The organism is Leclercia sp. UBA1284, assembly GCF_002308415.1.
Classification (GTDB): Bacteria; Pseudomonadota; Gammaproteobacteria; order Enterobacterales; family Enterobacteriaceae; genus Enterobacter; species Enterobacter pneumoniae.
On sequence record NZ_DBUS01000006.1, the window covers coordinates 1,036,347 to 1,051,897 of the forward strand.

Annotated in this window: 19 protein-coding genes; 15 read left to right on the forward strand and 4 right to left on the reverse strand. The window is 54.3% G+C overall.

The annotated features are described in order from the left end of the window. The first annotated feature begins 6 nt into the window (after positions 1–6). Positions 7–201 carry a YdiH family protein gene (locus tag B3511_RS08225; protein ID WP_040075977.1) on the forward strand — a complete coding sequence of 65 codons (195 nt, stop codon included), beginning with the start codon at positions 7–9 and terminating at the stop codon, positions 199–201. 223 nt (positions 202–424) lie between these two features. On the opposite strand, the gene B3511_RS08230 is transcribed toward B3511_RS08225, so the two are convergent. Beyond that, the gene (locus tag B3511_RS08230) at positions 425–580 is read right to left on the reverse strand and encodes a hypothetical protein (protein WP_207293600.1); all 156 of its coding nucleotides are present in this window, start codon (positions 578–580) and stop codon (positions 425–427) included. 437 nt (positions 581–1,017) lie between these two features. Between B3511_RS08230 and sufA the strand changes: the two genes are divergently transcribed. The 7 genes from sufA (at position 1,018) to ldtE (ending at position 7,652) form a co-directional block, all read left to right on the forward strand. Further along, positions 1,018–1,386: a Fe-S cluster assembly scaffold SufA gene (sufA, locus tag B3511_RS08235; RefSeq protein WP_040075975.1), complete on the forward strand. Its 369-nt coding sequence runs from the start codon at positions 1,018–1,020 to the stop codon at positions 1,384–1,386. Positions 1,387–1,394: 8 nt separating this feature from the next. Next, a complete protein-coding gene (gene sufB, locus B3511_RS08240; protein ID WP_286781070.1) occupies positions 1,395–2,882 on the forward strand; it encodes a Fe-S cluster assembly protein SufB in 1,488 nt (495 codons plus the stop codon). 16 nt (positions 2,883–2,898) lie between these two features. Next, complete coding sequence (sufC, locus tag B3511_RS08245) at positions 2,899–3,645, forward strand: Fe-S cluster assembly ATPase SufC (protein WP_046885930.1); 747 nt, start codon at positions 2,899–2,901, stop codon at positions 3,643–3,645. Then, the gene (gene sufD, locus B3511_RS08250) at positions 3,620–4,894 is read left to right on the forward strand and encodes a Fe-S cluster assembly protein SufD (RefSeq protein WP_286781071.1); all 1,275 of its coding nucleotides are present in this window, start codon (positions 3,620–3,622) and stop codon (positions 4,892–4,894) included. Before sufC ends, sufD begins: the two co-directional genes overlap by 26 nt. Further along, a complete protein-coding gene (gene sufS / locus B3511_RS08255) occupies positions 4,891–6,111 on the forward strand; it encodes a cysteine desulfurase SufS (protein ID WP_046885932.1) in 1,221 nt (406 codons plus the stop codon). Before sufD ends, sufS begins: the two co-directional genes overlap by 4 nt. A 14-nt stretch (positions 6,112–6,125) precedes the next feature. Further along, positions 6,126–6,542: a cysteine desulfuration protein SufE gene (gene sufE / locus B3511_RS08260; protein WP_046885933.1), complete on the forward strand. Its 417-nt coding sequence runs from the start codon at positions 6,126–6,128 to the stop codon at positions 6,540–6,542. A gap of 96 nt (positions 6,543–6,638) precedes the next feature. Continuing rightward, complete coding sequence (gene ldtE, locus B3511_RS08265; protein ID WP_286781072.1) at positions 6,639–7,652, forward strand: L,D-transpeptidase LdtE; 1,014 nt, start codon at positions 6,639–6,641, stop codon at positions 7,650–7,652. Between the two features lie 63 nt (positions 7,653–7,715). On the opposite strand, the gene lpp is transcribed toward ldtE, so the two are convergent. The 3 genes from lpp to B3511_RS20725 all read right to left on the reverse strand — a co-directional run bounded on the left by lpp (position 7,716) and on the right by B3511_RS20725 (position 9,887). Then, entirely contained in the window at positions 7,716–7,952 is a 237-nt protein-coding gene (gene lpp, locus B3511_RS08270) for a murein lipoprotein Lpp (RefSeq protein ID WP_001082307.1), read from the reverse strand. A 311-nt stretch (positions 7,953–8,263) separates the two neighbouring features. Beyond that, the gene (gene pykF, locus B3511_RS08275; protein WP_040075967.1) at positions 8,264–9,685 is read right to left on the reverse strand and encodes a pyruvate kinase PykF; all 1,422 of its coding nucleotides are present in this window, start codon (positions 9,683–9,685) and stop codon (positions 8,264–8,266) included. 7 nt (positions 9,686–9,692) lie between these two features. Then, entirely contained in the window at positions 9,693–9,887 is a 195-nt protein-coding gene (locus B3511_RS20725; protein ID WP_422655491.1) for a hypothetical protein, read from the reverse strand. A gap of 436 nt (positions 9,888–10,323) precedes the next feature. Here B3511_RS20725 and B3511_RS08280 point away from each other — a divergent pair, with 436 nt between their 5' ends. The 7 genes from B3511_RS08280 (at position 10,324) to B3511_RS08310 (ending at position 15,533) form a co-directional block, all read left to right on the forward strand. Further along, on the forward strand, positions 10,324–11,346 hold the full coding sequence (locus B3511_RS08280; RefSeq protein ID WP_207293604.1) for a methionine ABC transporter ATP-binding protein: 1,023 nt from the start codon (positions 10,324–10,326) through the stop codon (positions 11,344–11,346). Beyond that, positions 11,339–12,007 carry a methionine ABC transporter permease gene (locus tag B3511_RS08285; RefSeq protein WP_040075965.1) on the forward strand — a complete coding sequence of 223 codons (669 nt, stop codon included), beginning with the start codon at positions 11,339–11,341 and terminating at the stop codon, positions 12,005–12,007. The genes B3511_RS08280 and B3511_RS08285 overlap by 8 nt, the downstream gene beginning before the upstream one ends. Positions 12,008–12,035: 28 nt before the next feature. Beyond that, positions 12,036–12,848: a MetQ/NlpA family ABC transporter substrate-binding protein gene (locus B3511_RS08290; protein WP_286781679.1), complete on the forward strand. Its 813-nt coding sequence runs from the start codon at positions 12,036–12,038 to the stop codon at positions 12,846–12,848. Positions 12,849–12,955: 107 nt separating this feature from the next. Next, positions 12,956–13,165 (forward strand): fumarate hydratase FumD, encoded by a 210-nt coding sequence (gene fumD, locus B3511_RS08295; protein WP_040075964.1) that lies wholly within the window; start codon positions 12,956–12,958, stop codon positions 13,163–13,165. Positions 13,166–13,302: 137 nt separating this feature from the next. Beyond that, positions 13,303–13,470, forward strand: a complete 168-nt coding sequence (locus tag B3511_RS08300; RefSeq protein WP_046885936.1) for a hypothetical protein — start codon at positions 13,303–13,305, stop codon at positions 13,468–13,470. Positions 13,471–13,600: 130 nt separating this feature from the next. Next, positions 13,601–14,929 carry a sensor histidine kinase gene (locus B3511_RS08305; protein ID WP_286781682.1) on the forward strand — a complete coding sequence of 443 codons (1,329 nt, stop codon included), beginning with the start codon at positions 13,601–13,603 and terminating at the stop codon, positions 14,927–14,929. Further along, positions 14,922–15,533, forward strand: a complete 612-nt coding sequence (locus B3511_RS08310; RefSeq protein ID WP_286781684.1) for a response regulator transcription factor — start codon at positions 14,922–14,924, stop codon at positions 15,531–15,533. The genes B3511_RS08305 and B3511_RS08310 overlap by 8 nt, the downstream gene beginning before the upstream one ends. Positions 15,534–15,551 lie beyond the last annotated feature (18 nt).

Below are 15,551 nucleotides of genomic sequence, written 5' to 3' on the forward strand. Positions count from 1 at the left end.
GACATTATGGATACCGATTTGAACCCAACCCAACTGGCCATTGAATATTTACGCCGCGATACGAGCAACCTTTCTCCGGCTCAGTATTTGAAAAAGCTGAAACAGCTTGAACTGGAATTTACGGATCTGCTCACGCTCTCTTCAAGCGAACTCAAAGAAGAGATCTACTTTGCCTGGCGGTTGGGTGTTCACGTCCATTAATTTCTGCACTCTGTAATAAAGGCCGCGATTGCGGCCTTTATGCTTTCTGTGCGCTTTGCAGAGCGGCGCCGCAATTTATGTCAAATCACCGCCCGCTATTCATGAGACTATTCTGATGCTCCTTCAAGAGCTAAGCCACAGAGTGCCGGAGATAAGCGCCGGATGGAGCAAGGAACCCTTAAGATTACCCTCGGGTAGTCTTAAGGGTTTTCTTTTGGCTGAATTACAATGACAGGCCGATCGCCGCGTTCACTATGCTCGAAGCCATAAAGACTCCACCCACGATGAGAAACGCCCGGTTTTTGCGAGTGCCCGCGAGCGTCAGCATTACTATAGCCACCACGAAAAACGGGATGGCAATAATCGAAAATGTATTCATAGTGGCACCTGATCTTTGAGAGGCAGATAACGTAACCGGGTCTACCCCCTAACGCCAGACTTTGCGAACCGCCAATACAGGTAGGGTCTCGCTTCACACCTGGTTTCCCTTCTATAACTGTTCCGGAAGAGTCGGGTTGCCGGCCGCGCTCTTCATCAACAAAGCCTGCTCAAAAAACTATCTCATAAATAGGCATTCCCTATACAACTTTTCCATTTCTACCCGTCTCATCGATTAGCGCGTCTAAATCCATTATTAATCAATAAATTGATTAAAAAAATCCTTGCCTGATAACAACTCAGGCAGGGTCTATGCTTAATGAAAGTAGCCAAAAAGGGCGATTAAGCAGAAAGTCCCTGCTGTCAGGGGGTTGAAGTGATAATCGTTATCACTAACATGGTGTTATGCCCTGATGGCGCAACAAATGAGGTGGACCTATGGAATTGCATTCAGAAACGTTCAACCCAGCGGATTTCACATGGCGCGGACTGTCGCTTACCCCTGCGGCAGCGAAGCACATTCATGAGCTGGTGGAGAAACAGCCCGGCATGCTGGGCGTGCGCTTAAGCGTCAAGACGACCGGCTGCGCCGGTTTCGGCTATGTGCTGGATACCGTCAGCGAACCGCAAAAAGACGACCTTATTTTCGAGCATGACGGTGCAAAACTGTATGTACCGTTACAGGCGATGCCGTTTATTGACGGTACCGAAGTGGATTACGTGCGCGAAGGTTTAAACCAGTTATTCAAATTCAACAACCCGAAAGCCCAGAACGAATGTGGGTGCGGCGAAAGCTTTGGGGTATAGGCGGTACTATGTCTCGTAATACTGAAGCAACTGACGATGTCAAAACCTGGTCCGGTGGCCAACTCAATTATAAAGAGGGCTTTTTCACCCAATTACAAACCGACGAGCTGGCAAAAGGGATCAGCGAAGAGGTGGTGCGCGCTATCTCAGCACGCCGTAATGAGCCTGAGTGGATGCTTGAATTCCGTCTGAGCGCTTACAAAGCCTGGCTGGAAATGGACGAGCCGCACTGGCTGAAGGCGCACTACGATAAGCTGAACTATCAAGATTACAGCTACTACTCCGCCCCTTCCTGCGGTAACTGCGACGATACCTGCGCCTCGGAGCCGGGGGCCGTACAGCAGACCGGCACCAACACCTTCCTGAGCAAAGAGGTGGAAGAGGCCTTTGAGCAGCTCGGGGTGCCGGTGCGTGAAGGGCGAGAAGTGGCCGTAGACGCCATCTTTGACTCCGTCTCCGTGGCGACGACCTATCGTGAAAAACTGGCGGAACAGGGGATTATCTTCTGCTCCTTTGGTGAGGCGATACACGATCATCCGGAGCTGGTGCAGAAATATATTGGCACCGTGGTGCCCAGCAACGACAACTTCTTTGCAGCGCTGAATGCGGCCGTGGCCTCGGACGGCACCTTCATCTACGTGCCAAAAGGGGTGCGCTGCCCGATGGAGCTGTCGACCTATTTCCGTATCAATGCGGAAAAAACAGGTCAGTTTGAACGCACTATCCTGGTCGCCGATGAGGGCAGTTACGTCAGTTACATCGAGGGCTGTTCTGCGCCGGTACGAGACAGCTATCAGCTACATGCGGCCGTGGTGGAAGTGATTATTCACAAAGATGCGGAAGTGAAGTACTCCACGGTACAAAACTGGTTCCCGGGGGATAACAACACCGGCGGCATCCTGAACTTCGTCACCAAGCGAGCCCTGTGCGAAGGTGAAAACAGCAAGATGTCCTGGACCCAGTCGGAAACCGGCTCCGCCATCACCTGGAAGTACCCAAGCTGCATTCTGCGCGGCGATAACTCCATCGGTGAGTTTTACTCCGTGGCGCTGACCAGCGGTCATCAGCAGGCCGATACCGGCACCAAGATGATCCACATCGGCAAAAACACCAAATCAACCATTATCTCGAAGGGGATCTCTGCCGGACAGAGCCAGAACAGCTATCGGGGGCTGGTAAAAATCATGCCAACGGCCACTAACGCCCGAAACTTCACCCAGTGCGATTCGATGCTGATCGGGCCAGACTGTGGGGCGCACACCTTCCCCTACGTGGAGTGCCGGAACAACAGCGCACAGCTGGAGCATGAAGCCACCACCTCGCGGATTGGTGAGGATCAGCTCTTCTACTGCCTGCAGCGCGGCATCAGCGAAGAGGATGCCATCTCCATGATTGTTAACGGCTTCTGTAAGGACGTATTCTCTGAATTGCCGCTGGAGTTTGCCGTTGAAGCACAGAAACTGCTGGCGATTAGCCTTGAACACAGCGTCGGTTAAGCATTAAGGAAAGCACATGTTAAGCATTAAAGATTTACAGGTCAGTGTGGAAGATAAAGCGATCCTGCGTGGGCTGAGCCTGGAGGTTCGCCCGGGCGAGGTGCATGCCATTATGGGGCCGAACGGCTCCGGGAAAAGTACGCTCTCTGCAACCCTGGCCGGGCGTGAAGATTACGACGTGGTGGGCGGCTCGGTGGCGTTCAAGGACAAAGATCTGCTGGAACTGTCGCCCGAAGAGCGCGCCGGTGAAGGGATCTTTATGGCCTTCCAGTATCCGGTCGAGATCCCGGGCGTCAGTAATCAGTTCTTCCTGCAAACCGCGTTAAACGCCGTGCGCAAGTACCGTGATCAGGAAGCGCTGGACCGCTTCGACTTCCAGGACTTAATGGAAGAGAAGATTCAGCTTCTAAAAATGCCGGAAGATCTGCTTACACGTTCGGTAAACGTCGGCTTTTCCGGCGGCGAGAAGAAGCGTAACGACATTTTGCAGATGGCGGTACTGGAGCCTGAGCTGTGTATTCTGGATGAGACCGACTCCGGTCTGGATATTGATGCGCTGAAAATCGTTGCCGACGGGGTGAACGCCCTGCGCGATGGCAACCGCTCATTTATCATCGTCACCCACTACCAGCGTATTCTCGACTACATCAAGCCAGACTTTGTACACGTACTTTATCAAGGGCGCATTGTGAAATCGGGTGATTTCACCCTGGTTAAACAGCTGGAGGAGCAGGGCTATGGCTGGCTTACCGAACAGCAGTAACGCGCTACAGCAGTGGCATCGCCTGTTTGAGGCGCAAGGTCAACCGCGCTCTGAACAGGCCCAACAGCATCTGCAGCAGATGCTGCGTCTTGGATTGCCTGGGCGGAAACATGAAAACTGGAAGTACACCCCCCTGGACGGATTGCTGAATAGCCAGTTTGTCACCCGTCTGGCCGAGGTGAGCGCAGCGCAGCGAGATGCGCTGAGCATAGCGGTGGATGCCGTACGGCTGGTCTTTGTCGACGGTCAGTTTATTCCGGGCCTGAGCGACAGTAGCGAAGGGAGCGGTTTTGACATTGAGATCAACGACGCGCGTCAATCCTTGCCCGCGCCGGTCCAGCCTGAACTCTTCCTGCATCTTACCGAAAGCCTGGCGCAATCGGTCACGCACATTCGCGTGAAGCGCAATCAGCGTCCCGCCCGGCCTTTGCTGTTGCTGCACATTACCCAGGGGCTTGCGGGGCAAGAGGAGGTGAACACCGCCCACTACCGCCACCATCTGGAGCTGGAGCAGGGGGCCGAAGCGACGGTCATCGAACACTATGTCAGCCTGAATGATGTTCGCCATTTTACCGGTTCACGAATGACCATGAACGTGGCGGCAAATGCGCAGTTGCACCATCTGAAGATGGCGTTTGAAAATGCGCTTTGTCATCACTTCGGCCACAACGACATCTTGCTGGCTGCAGACGCGGCGGCCCACAGCCACAGCTTCCTGCTGGGCGGCGCGGTGTTACGCCACAATACCAGTACCCAACTTAACGGCGAAAATACCACGCTGCGCATTAACAGCCTGGCGATGCCGGTGAAATCCGAAGTGTGCGACACCCGCACCTGGCTCGAACACAACAAAGGGTTCTGCAACAGCCGTCAGCTGCACAAAACCATCGTCAGCGATAAAGGTCGCGCGGTGTTTAATGGGCTGATCAAGGTGGCCCAGCATGCCATCAAGACCGACGGGCAGATGACCAACAACAATCTGCTGATGGGGCGCCTGGCTGAGGTGGATACCAAGCCGCAGCTGGAAATCTATGCGGATGATGTGAAGTGCAGCCACGGGGCAACCGTGGGCCGTATCGACGACGAGCAGATGTTCTATCTCCGTTCGCGCGGTATTGACCAGCAGGCTGCCGAAAAGATGATTATCTACGCCTTTGCCGCTGAGCTGACAGAAGCTATTGGTGACGAAGGGGTAAAACAGCAGGTCCTGACCCGCATCGGTCAGCGCTTGCCTGGAGGTAAGGCATGAATTTTCCGGTGGAGAAAGTGCGGGCGGATTTTCCGGTCCTGACCCGTGAAGTGAACGGTCTGCCGCTCGCCTATCTCGACAGCGCCGCCAGCGCCCAGAAGCCAGCGCAGGTGATCGATGCCGAAGCGGAGTTTTACCGACACGGCTATGCGGCGGTACACCGGGGTATCCATACCCTCAGTGCGGAAGCGACTCAGCGCATGGAAAATGTGCGCAACCAGGCGGCGGCGTTTTTAAACGCCCGTTCGCCGGAAGAGCTGGTCTTCGTGCGCGGCACCACCGAAGGGATCAACCTGGTCGCTAACAGCTGGGGCAGCGCCTCGGTTCATGCCGGGGATAATATTGTCATCACTCAGATGGAACATCATGCCAACATCGTGCCGTGGCAGATGCTCTGTGAGCGCGTGGGGGCCCAACTGCGGGTGATCCCGCTGAACCAGGACGGTACGCTGCAGCTGGCGCAGCTGGATGCGCTGCTTGATGAACGTACCCGACTGGTGGCGGTGACGCACATCTCTAACGTTCTGGGGACTGAAAACCCGTTGGCGGAGATTGTAGCCAAAGCGCATCAGGTGGGGGCGAAGGTGCTGGTGGACGGTGCCCAGGCGGTGATGCACCAGGGTACCGATGTCCAGGCGCTGGACTGCGATTTTTATGTGTTTTCCGGACATAAACTCTACGGACCGACCGGGATCGGCGTGCTCTACGTGAAGGAGGATATCCTGCAGGCTATGCCGCCGTGGGAAGGGGGCGGGTCGATGATCGCCACCGTCAGCCTCACCGAGGGGACGACCTACGCTAAAGCGCCCTGGCGCTTTGAAGCGGGTACGCCAAACACCGGCGGCATTATTGGTCTTGGGGCTGCTATAGAGTATGTCTCAGCCATTGGTCTTGAGAAGATTGCCGCGTACGAGCAGAAGCTGATGGATTACGCCTTGCACGCCCTGGCCGAGGTGCCGGATCTGGTTCTCTATGGACCGGCAGATCGCAAAGGGGTCATTGCCTTTAACCTGGGTAAACATCACGCCTATGATGTGGGGAGCTTCCTCGACAATTACGGCGTTGCGGTGCGCACCGGGCACCACTGTGCAATGCCGCTGATGGCCTTTTATCAGGTTCCGGCCATGTGCCGCGCGTCGCTGGTCATGTATAACACCACAGAAGAGATCGACAGGCTGGTGGCAGGGCTGAAACGCATCCACCAGCTGTTAGGTTAACAGGGAGGCAAGAGATGGCCGCGTTGCCAGACAGAGATAAATTACTGCGTAACTTTACACGTTGCGCAAACTGGGAAGAGAAGTACCTGTACATCATTGAGCTTGGGCAGCGACTGCCTGAGCTTAGTCCGGAAGCCCATAACCCGGACAATATTATTCAGGGGTGTCAGAGCCAGGTCTGGATCCTGATGCACCAGAACGAGGCGGGGGTGATAGAACTGCAGGGCGATAGCGATGCGGCCATTGTGAAGGGGCTGATCGCCGTGGTGTTTATTCTCTATCATCAGATGTCTCCGCAAGACATTCTGGCTTTCGATGTGCGCCCATGGTTTGAACAGATGGCGCTGACACAACACTTAACGCCGTCCCGTTCTCAGGGGCTGGAAGCGATGATCCGCGCAATCCGCACCAAAGCCGCCAACATTAGCTAAACTTACCAGACAGCATTCATTCTGTTTCGCGAGGCGGTTCCCGCCTCGCTGGTTTTCAGCTTTCTGACGTCCTGTCAGTGAATAAGGAATATCAGCATGAAGCGCGCGTCTCTGATTACACTTTTACTTATTGGGTCGCTCGGCGCGGTAAATAGCGCCAGAGCGGTAGATTATCCATTGCCGCCTGCGGGCAGTCGCCTAATAGGCCAGAATCAGACTTACACTATTCAGGAGGGCGATAAAAATCTGCAGGCAATCGCCCGCCGGTTTAATACTGCTGCGCACTTAATTCTCGAAACCAATAACACCATTGCCCCGGTTTATCCGGCTCCGGGCACGGTGATTACTATTCCATCGCAAATGTTACTGCCCGATACGCCGCGCGAAGGAATTGTGGTTAATCTTGCCGAACTGCGGCTCTATTATTTCCCCTCCGGGGAGAATAGCGTGCAGGTTTATCCTCTGGGGATAGGCCAGTTGGGGCTGGAGACGCCGGTCACCACGACCCGCATTAGCCAGAAGATCCCCAATCCCACCTGGACGCCACCAGCCGGCATCCGGGCGCGCTCACTGGCGCAGGGGATAAAACTGCCGCCCGTGGTCCCGGCAGGGCCAAATAATCCACTGGGGCGCTTCGCATTGCGTCTGGGGGTGGGTAACGGCGAATACCTGATTCACGGCACCAGCGCACCCGACAGCGTAGGCCTGCGCGTGAGTTCTGGCTGTATGCGTATGAATGCGCCGGATATTAAAGCGCTCTTCTCGCAGGTTCGGGTCGGCACCCGGGTGCAGATCATCAATGAGCCGGTGAAATTCGCCGTCGAGCCGGACGGCAGACGCTATGTTGAGGTGCACCGCCCGCTGGCGGCTATTGAAGGTGATAATCCACAGATCCTGCCTATTCCGCAGTCTGCTGGTTTTGCGTCCTTTGTTGCTGAGAGCGGTAGCGATAAAGCGCTGGTGGATAAAGCAATGTCACGCAGGGCAGGCATTCCGGTCGCCGTTTCGGTAGGGGCCACGCCTTCAGCGAATCACACTGTGCAGTCGGTGCAGAATCAGCGCACGCCGGTGACCTCTGTTGAGGAGACGCGCGAGCAGGTTACGCAGTAGGGAAGGGGAATCGCAGGCAAAAAAAATGGCGCACAATGTGCGCCATTTTATTAACAGGTACTATTACTTACGGTATTTAGTAGCCTGGTTGTCCAGACGCTGGTTAGCGCGTGCTGCGTCGTCTTTAGCAGCCTGAACGTCGGAACGCATTGCGTTCACGTCGTTGCTCAGCTGGTCAACTTTAGCGTTCAGAGTCTGAACGTCAGAAGACAGCTGATCGATTTTAGCGTTGCTGGAGCAACCTGCCAGCAGAGTAGAACCCAGGATTACCGCGCCCAGTACCAGTTTAGTACGATTCATTATTAATACCCTCTAGATTGAGTTAATCTCCATGTAGCGTTACAAGTATTACACAAAGTTTTTTAGGTTGAGAATATTTTTTTGTTGGGAATCCGCCTATTTTTGATCGTTCGCTCAAAGAAGCATCGAAATCGGCTATATCAGCCAAAAAATGCTGTTAAAACAAAATATTTTAATCGGATTCATCTTAGTAAAAGTGCGTATTAAATAGAAAAACCCGATTTGATTTTTTAATGACTATGGTCGATGGCACAAATAAAAAAAGCGCTCCGAAGAGCGCTTTTTAAACTAATTAATTCGGACAGTAATTATTACAGAACGTGAACAGATGCGGTATTGGTGGTGCCTGATGGTACCAGCGCGCCAGAAACCATCACCACAACGTCGCCTTTCTGTGCCAGACCGCACTCAACCAGCTGCAGAGCCACTTCTTTACCCAGACGATAGAAATCATCGGTAGAAGCAATCTCTTTCACCAGATGCGGAACCACGCCTTTGCTCAGCACCAGCTGACGTGCTGTGGTTTCGTTGGTGGTCAGTGCAAGGATGGTGGCGTTCGGGAAGTATTTACGTACAGCTTTCGCAGATTTGCCGCCCTGGGTTGCCACAACGATCAGCGGCGCTTCCAGTTTCTCAGCGGTCTCTACCGCACCGCGGCAGACGGCTTCGGTGATGCGCAGCTTACGGCTGTCGTTGTTGTTGTCCAGACGGCTCTTCATCACGCGGTCGGTACGCTCACAGATGGTCGCCATGATGGAGACCGCTTCCAGCGGGTATTTACCTTTTGCGGATTCGCCAGAGAGCATAACGGCATCGGTACCGTCGAGGATGGCGTTAGCCACGTCGCCTGCTTCAGCGCGGGTTGGGCGTGGGTTTTTGATCATGGAGTCCAGCATCTGCGTCGCGGTGATAACCACTTTACGTGCACGCACACACTTCTCGATCATCATCTTCTGCGCGAAGATTACCTCTTCAACCGGAATCTCAACGCCCAGGTCGCCACGAGCAACCATGATGCCGTCAGACGCTTCGAGGATCTCATCGAAGTTGTTCAGACCTTCCTGGTTTTCAATTTTGGAGATGATCTGGATATTTTCGCCGCCGTGCGCTTTCAGGTGCTCACGGATTTCAACGACGTCAGAACGTTTACGGATGAAAGAGGCCGCCACGAAGTCAACGCCTTGCTCACAACCGAAGATCAGGTCTTGCTTATCTTTTTCTGCCAGGGCAGGCAGCGCGATGGAGACACCCGGCAGGTTCACGCCTTTGTTCTCACCCAGGTCGCCGTTGTTCAGCACTTTACAAACAACGTTCTTACCTTCGATAGCGGTCACTTCCATGCCGATCAGACCGTCATCCACCAGCACGGTGTTGCCCACGGAGAGATCGCTGGTGAAGCCTTCGTAAGTCACAGCAACGATTTCGCTGTTGCCGACCACGGACTTGTCTGTAGTGAACGTGAAGGTCTGGCCCGCTTTCAGCGAAACGTCATTGCCGCCTTCCAGTTTGATGGTACGAATTTCTGGACCTTTGGTATCCAGCAGGATTGCTGCTTTTTTACCGGTCTTGCTCATCACGTTGCGCAAGTTCTGAATGCGCTGGCCGTGTTCAGCATAGTCACCGTGAGAGAAGTTCAGACGCATAACGTTCATGCCGGCGTCCAGCATTTTGGTCAGCATCTCTTCAGATTCGGTTTTCGGGCCGATGGTGCAAACAATTTTCGTCTTTTTCATGACAGTCTTAGTCTTTAAGTTGAGAAGGATATGGAAATCTCGCTCCGGGGGCGCTGGGCCTCAGAGTCAAACCTGTGTTGCGAATGATTTTATGGCACGCAGTAAGGATAGGTGACATCAATTGAGCGTGCAGAAGAAAGTGTGCCTGTGTTTCAGCCCAGGAGGTGAGGGAAAGTTGTATGCGTTGTTTTTTGTATTCCAAGCGCTGAAACCATTCATCAGGGATTAGGCGCGCATTATACGCCTAAGTATGCGCAAAAGGAAAATGAAAACAGCGTTTCAAAAATTATATGTGCAGATTCACAAAGGATTGTTATCAACGCGTTAAGCTTGCCCAGGCGGATGTTGCGGCAACGAAAAACCTAACCGCAAATTTGCCAGATTTGCTGCTTTTCCAGCGATACGCCGCCCTTTCTGGCCCCTGAATCCGGGTAAAAGGCGAACCAGAGGTACATTTGCGGAAAATAGCTGACCTTTTCCATAATGCAGCTATCCCGCTCTCCCCAGTCAAACTGCCGTTTATAACTCAAAATTATATGAAATTCTTTTTTGGTCATTTCAAAGATAATCACGGCTGATTACTATCATTTGGACATCCATACTGCTAAACCGCTAAATGCTAACGGATAAGTATAAGAATGATAGTTCTCAGGAATATTTCGAAGATTTTTGATGACGGAAAAGTCTCGCTGACCGCCGTTGACGACGTCAACCTGGCGATTGAGCAGGGGCAAATTTACGGCATCATTGGCTACAGCGGTGCCGGAAAAAGTACGCTGATTCGCCTGTTAAACGGACTGGAAAAACCGACTACAGGCACGGTGACCATTAACGGGCAGGAGATTTCCGCGGCGAAAGGCGAGGCCCTGCGTCAGGCACGTCTGAAGATCAGCATGGTGTTTCAGCACTTTAATCTGCTCTGGTCGCGCACGGTGAGTGAGAACATCGCCTTCTCTATGCAAATTGCCGGCGTATCCAAAGCCAGGATCGCTGCGCGCGTCGCCGAGCTGGTAGAACTGGTGGGTTTAAAAGGGCGTGAAAATGCTTATCCATCCCAACTGAGCGGCGGGCAGAAACAGCGCGTAGGCATTGCCCGGGCGCTGGCCAATAATCCGGATGTGCTGCTCTGCGACGAGGCCACCTCGGCGCTTGACCCGCAAACCACCGATCAGATCCTCGATCTACTGCTGGACATCAACCGTCGCTTTAAGCTGACCATTGTATTGATCACCCACGAAATGCACGTGGTGCGCAAAATCTGCGACCGCGTGGCGGTGATGGAAAACGGCAAAGTGGTGGAGGAGGGCGAGGTGCTGCAGGTCTTTACCCATCCGCAAAAGGCGATCACGCAGCAATTTGTGCGTCAGGTAAGCCAGTATGCAGAAGAGGAAACCTTCAATCCGGAACTGACAAACGCGCTGGAAGGCACGGTAATCAAACTGACCTTTACCGGTCACAGCACCCATCAGCCGATCGTTGGGGAGCTGACCCTGCGCTATGGCCTGCCCTTTAACATACTGCACGGCAAAATGACACAAACCGCCCACGGCGTCTTCGGACAGCTCTGGCTGCACGTCGTTGCAACGGAAGAACAACTTAACAATATCCTCGCCGACCTGCAGCAAAGCGATATTGAAGGCGAGGTAGTTAAACATGGCTGAAAATCTCTTCCCACACCTGAAGTGGGACCAGCTCTGGGCCGCCACCCAGGAGACGCTGTACATGACAGCCTTGTCTGGCGTGGCGACATTTGCGCTGGGGTTGATTCTGGGACTGGCGCTCTTTTTAACCGCCCGCGGCGGTATGTTCCAGAACCGCACGGTCTATAGCCTGATCTCCATTGTGGTGAACGTCTTCCGCTCGATTCCTTTCATCATTCTGATCGTGCTGCTGATCCCCTTCACCAAAACCGTGGTGGGCACCATTCTCGGCGCTAACGCCGCATTGCCGGCGTTGATTGTCGGGGCGGCCCCTTTCTATGCGCGTCTGGTGGAGATCGCCCTGCGCGAAGTGGATAAAGGCGTTATTGAAGCCACGCGATCGATGGGCGCACGACTGAGCACATTAATCTTTCGGGTTTTATTGCCGGAGTCATCACCCGCGCTGGTATCAGGCATGACGGTCACGCTGATTGCCCTGGTGAGCTACAGCGCAATGGCAGGGGTGATTGGTGCTGGCGGTTTAGGAAATCTGGCTTATCTGGAAGGATTCCAGCGCAACCATGGTGACGTCACGCTGGTGGCAACGGTGACCATTTTAATCATCGTTTTCATTATCCAGTTCTGCGGCGATGTCATTACTTCACTGTTAGATAAAAGATAATCACGAATAACACACAGGAACCAACATCATGAAAAAAACACTGACGCTGATCGCCGCCGCAACCCTGAGCGCCCTGAGCTTTGCCTCCTGGGCCGACACCCTGACCGTGGGCGCGTCTAACACCCCGCATGCGGAAATTCTGGAGCAGGCTAAGCCGATTCTGGCGAAGCAGGGTATCGACCTGGAGATTAAACCTTTCCAGGACTATATTCTGCCGAACACCGCGCTGGCGGGGCGTGATATTGACGCCAACTATTTCCAGCATATCCCTTATCTGAACAGCGTGCTGAAAGACCACGCCGGTGACAAAGAGTATGACTTTGTCAGCGCAGGCGCTATCCACATTGAGCCTATCGGTATCTACTCTAAAAAATACAAATCGCTGAAGGATCTGCCGGAAGGCGGCAAAATCATCATGCGTGACGCCGTGTCTGAAGAGGGCCGAATCCTCTCCATTTTCGAGAAAGAGGGCGTGATTAAGCTGAAGCCGGGTGTCGACAAAGTAACCGCCCGCATTAGCGATATCGTGGAAAACCCGAAAAAACTGCAGTTTACGCCGAACGTGGAGGCCTCTCTGCTGCCGCAGATGTATAACAATGACGAAGGCGCCGCCGTGGTGATTAACGCCAACTACGCGATTGATGCTGGTCTGGACCCGGTTCACGACCCCATCGCGGTAGAGAGCGGTGAGAACAACCCGTATGCCAACATCATCACCGTGCATCGTGGCGATGAGAAGAAGAAAGATATCGTGGCGCTGGTGGACGTGCTGCACTCGAAAGAGATTCAGGACTGGATCCGCACCAAATATAAAGGCGCGGTGATCCCGGTAAATAACTAATCCCCTGATTTATTTTAAAAAAGCCTGGTGAGCCACTCGCCGGGCTTTTTTTGTATAAGAGGTATGAATGCTTTAAGCTGGCCTTTTCGGGCAAAGGAGTGAAAGCGATGGGCAATGTGAGCAAAGACGACGCGCTGTATCAGGAGATGTGCCGGGTGGTAGGAAAAGTGGTGCTTGAGATGCGTGATCTGGGACAGGAACCGAAGCATATTGTGATTGCCGGGGTAGTGAGAACATCACTGGCGAACCAGCGCGTGAAGCGAAGTGAATTAACCACCGAAGCGATGGAGCGCGTCATTAAAGCGCTGGCAGGCTAACCACCACGCACGCGGGCGCTTTGCGCTGCCCGTCCGGTTTGTGCGAATTTCGCAAAACCTCTGCCGGTTTTGGTATTTCCCTCGTCCTCTTTCTGCTGCTTAACTAAGGGCAGGCTGAAATGACGAGGAACAGGACCATGCGAAAATGGATAAGTACGTTACGGCGGTTTTTTGCCACACCCGAAACGCGTGCAGAGAACAGTGCGCAACGTATTATTGAGTCGATTTTGCCTGTCGCCAGCCTGTATGGCGTGGACATCGCCACTATCGACCCGGAGTGGTTCCATGCGCAAACGCAACGTTAAAAACCGCTTCATGCGGGAAACTTACTGGAACGAGGTGTGCGTTCTGTGACCGGGATCCCCGGCACCTTTTGTCCGTAACCTGACAACCTGCTAAGGTTTCTGGCGTCTACCCACCACGCCAGCTAACCGGATGAACAGCAAAAATTTTATTAGACGTAGCCTCCTGCTCTGGCTCTCCTTTAGTCTGCTCTGTAGCGCGCTACTCTACGCCGAGCAAATCCGCCGTCAGTACTGGGATCGCGATCGGGATTTCAGCGCCCTCTGGTCAGCCATCGGTGCGATACTCACCCAAAACGAATCGGTTCTGCCGCTGCTTAGCGGCGATGAAGATCTGCTGGCGTTGCGCAAAAAATTTCCGCAAATTGTGGCGCTGGAAAAAACGGCTAACCGTCGCCTCGATGCCGCACGCGTTGAACCCTCAGGCGGCAATCAATACTGGCTCTATAACCCCTGGCGACAAATACGGGTGCGCATTGACCTGCAACCCATGCTGGAGACCCACCACCGTTTTACCGCCTTGCGCCTGTATCTCACCGATCCTGTTGCCGCACCCGACACCACGGCCTTCTGGCACTGGCAGCGCCCGTTTCCTCAGCACACTCAACCGTTCTTGCTGAGCGCCGAGGCAAAGCCGGCCTGGTTTCAGGTCTCTGCCGGGCCGTTCATGCTGCTGATTCTGCTCTGCGGCGCGGTGACCGGGGTCGGTCGACTGTTCGTCTGGCAGCGTCTGCAGCGGCAGAATGCCGAACGCCGCGCCTGGTATTATCAGCATGCCCGCCTGAATACGCTGGGGGAGATCACCGCCGGGATTGTCCACGAAATTAACCAGCCGTTGACGGCCGCGCAGACCTGGATACAGGGTGCAAAGCGACAGGTGCGACAAGGGAATCTGGATGTCACAGGACAGGCACTGGACGCAGCCCTGGTGCAAACGCAGCGGATCAGCGCCTTGCTAAACCGCTTTCGTAAACATGTGGCCGAAGAGAAAGTGGATTTACAGGCGGTCGATCTGGCCGAGTGCTGGCAGCATGTGGGCAATTTACTGCAACATGAACGCAGTGCGAAACATATTCGCATTACCCACGATTTTCCCCCTGATGGACGCTGCATCCTGGCAGACCGTTTATGGCTGGAGCAGGTGCTGCATAACTTGCTCAGCAACGCCATTCAGGCCCAGCAAGAGCGCCCGGCGGGCTGGGTACATATTGCCAGCCAGCGTCGGGCTGAGCATATCCTGGTAACATTAACCGACGGTGGCCCCGGCTTTACCCCTGAAGCCCTCGAGAAGGCCTTTATGCCGTTTTATAGCGGCCGGCAGGCGGGTATCGGCTTGGGGATGACCCTGACGGAGTCGCTGGTAGAGAGAATGAACGGCACGATTTCACTGCATAATGCGCCCGAAGGCGGAGCCCGGATCGCGCTGCAATTCACCCATCCGGAGGAGACAACACATGGGTAGTCACATCTATTTAATCGATGACGATGCGGCCATCCGGGAATCCTTAGCCTTTTTGCTCTCGAATATGGGCTGGCAGGTCGTTCCCTTCGAGAGCATTGCCGCCTTTATTGCCGTGCACGGCAGCGACCCATCCTTGACCGGCTGCCTGCTGCTGGATATGCGCATGCCGGGGAAAGGGGGATTGACGTGGCTGGAAGAGGGGCAGTGGCCGTGGCCGCTGCTGCCGGTGATCCTGATGACCGGACATGGGACCATCGACGCCTGTCGCCGGGCATTTCATAACGGGGTGTTTGAGTTCTTCACTAAGCCTCTGGACGCCGATAAGCTTATCGAAACCCTCGGTTTCGCGCTCGAGGAGAGCACCGCGCGCATGACGCGCTGGCAGGAAAGCCGGCGCGTGCGAATCTTATTTGAGCAGCTCACCGCCCGCGAACATGAGGTGCTGAAAGCACTGATGGAAGGCCATAGTAACAAAGAGGTGGCGCAGCGGCTGCATCTCTCCCCGCGTACGGTAGAGGCGCACCGGGCGGCAGTCTTCGCCAAGCTGGGCGTCACCAGCCTGGTGCAGGCCATACGTGAATATGACAAATTGCAATCCGTATAACTACCAGGTGGATTGCGT

What these genes read in the sequence shown, in the direction of transcription:
- B3511_RS08225 (WP_040075977.1), top strand. Translation starts at nt 7, where the DNA reads ATGGATACCGATTTGAACCCAACCCAACTGGCCATTGAATATTTACGC.
- B3511_RS08230 (WP_207293600.1), bottom strand. Translation starts at nt 580, where the DNA reads ATGAATACATTTTCGATTATTGCCATCCCGTTTTTCGTGGTGGCTATA.
- sufA (WP_040075975.1), top strand. Translation starts at nt 1,018, where the DNA reads ATGGAATTGCATTCAGAAACGTTCAACCCAGCGGATTTCACATGGCGC.
- sufB (WP_286781070.1), top strand. Translation starts at nt 1,395, where the DNA reads ATGTCTCGTAATACTGAAGCAACTGACGATGTCAAAACCTGGTCCGGT.
- sufC (WP_046885930.1), top strand. Translation starts at nt 2,899, where the DNA reads ATGTTAAGCATTAAAGATTTACAGGTCAGTGTGGAAGATAAAGCGATC.
- sufD (WP_286781071.1), top strand. Translation starts at nt 3,620, where the DNA reads ATGGCTGGCTTACCGAACAGCAGTAACGCGCTACAGCAGTGGCATCGC.
- sufS (WP_046885932.1), top strand. Translation starts at nt 4,891, where the DNA reads ATGAATTTTCCGGTGGAGAAAGTGCGGGCGGATTTTCCGGTCCTGACC.
- sufE (WP_046885933.1), top strand. Translation starts at nt 6,126, where the DNA reads ATGGCCGCGTTGCCAGACAGAGATAAATTACTGCGTAACTTTACACGT.
- ldtE (WP_286781072.1), top strand. Translation starts at nt 6,639, where the DNA reads ATGAAGCGCGCGTCTCTGATTACACTTTTACTTATTGGGTCGCTCGGC.
- lpp (WP_001082307.1), bottom strand. Translation starts at nt 7,952, where the DNA reads ATGAATCGTACTAAACTGGTACTGGGCGCGGTAATCCTGGGTTCTACT.
- pykF (WP_040075967.1), bottom strand. Translation starts at nt 9,685, where the DNA reads ATGAAAAAGACGAAAATTGTTTGCACCATCGGCCCGAAAACCGAATCT.
- B3511_RS08280 (WP_207293604.1), top strand. Translation starts at nt 10,324, where the DNA reads ATGATAGTTCTCAGGAATATTTCGAAGATTTTTGATGACGGAAAAGTC.
- B3511_RS08285 (WP_040075965.1), top strand. Translation starts at nt 11,339, where the DNA reads ATGGCTGAAAATCTCTTCCCACACCTGAAGTGGGACCAGCTCTGGGCC.
- B3511_RS08290 (WP_286781679.1), top strand. Translation starts at nt 12,036, where the DNA reads ATGAAAAAAACACTGACGCTGATCGCCGCCGCAACCCTGAGCGCCCTG.
- fumD (WP_040075964.1), top strand. Translation starts at nt 12,956, where the DNA reads ATGGGCAATGTGAGCAAAGACGACGCGCTGTATCAGGAGATGTGCCGG.
- B3511_RS08300 (WP_046885936.1), top strand. Translation starts at nt 13,303, where the DNA reads ATGCGAAAATGGATAAGTACGTTACGGCGGTTTTTTGCCACACCCGAA.
- B3511_RS08305 (WP_286781682.1), top strand. Translation starts at nt 13,601, where the DNA reads ATGAACAGCAAAAATTTTATTAGACGTAGCCTCCTGCTCTGGCTCTCC.
- B3511_RS08310 (WP_286781684.1), top strand. Translation starts at nt 14,922, where the DNA reads ATGGGTAGTCACATCTATTTAATCGATGACGATGCGGCCATCCGGGAA.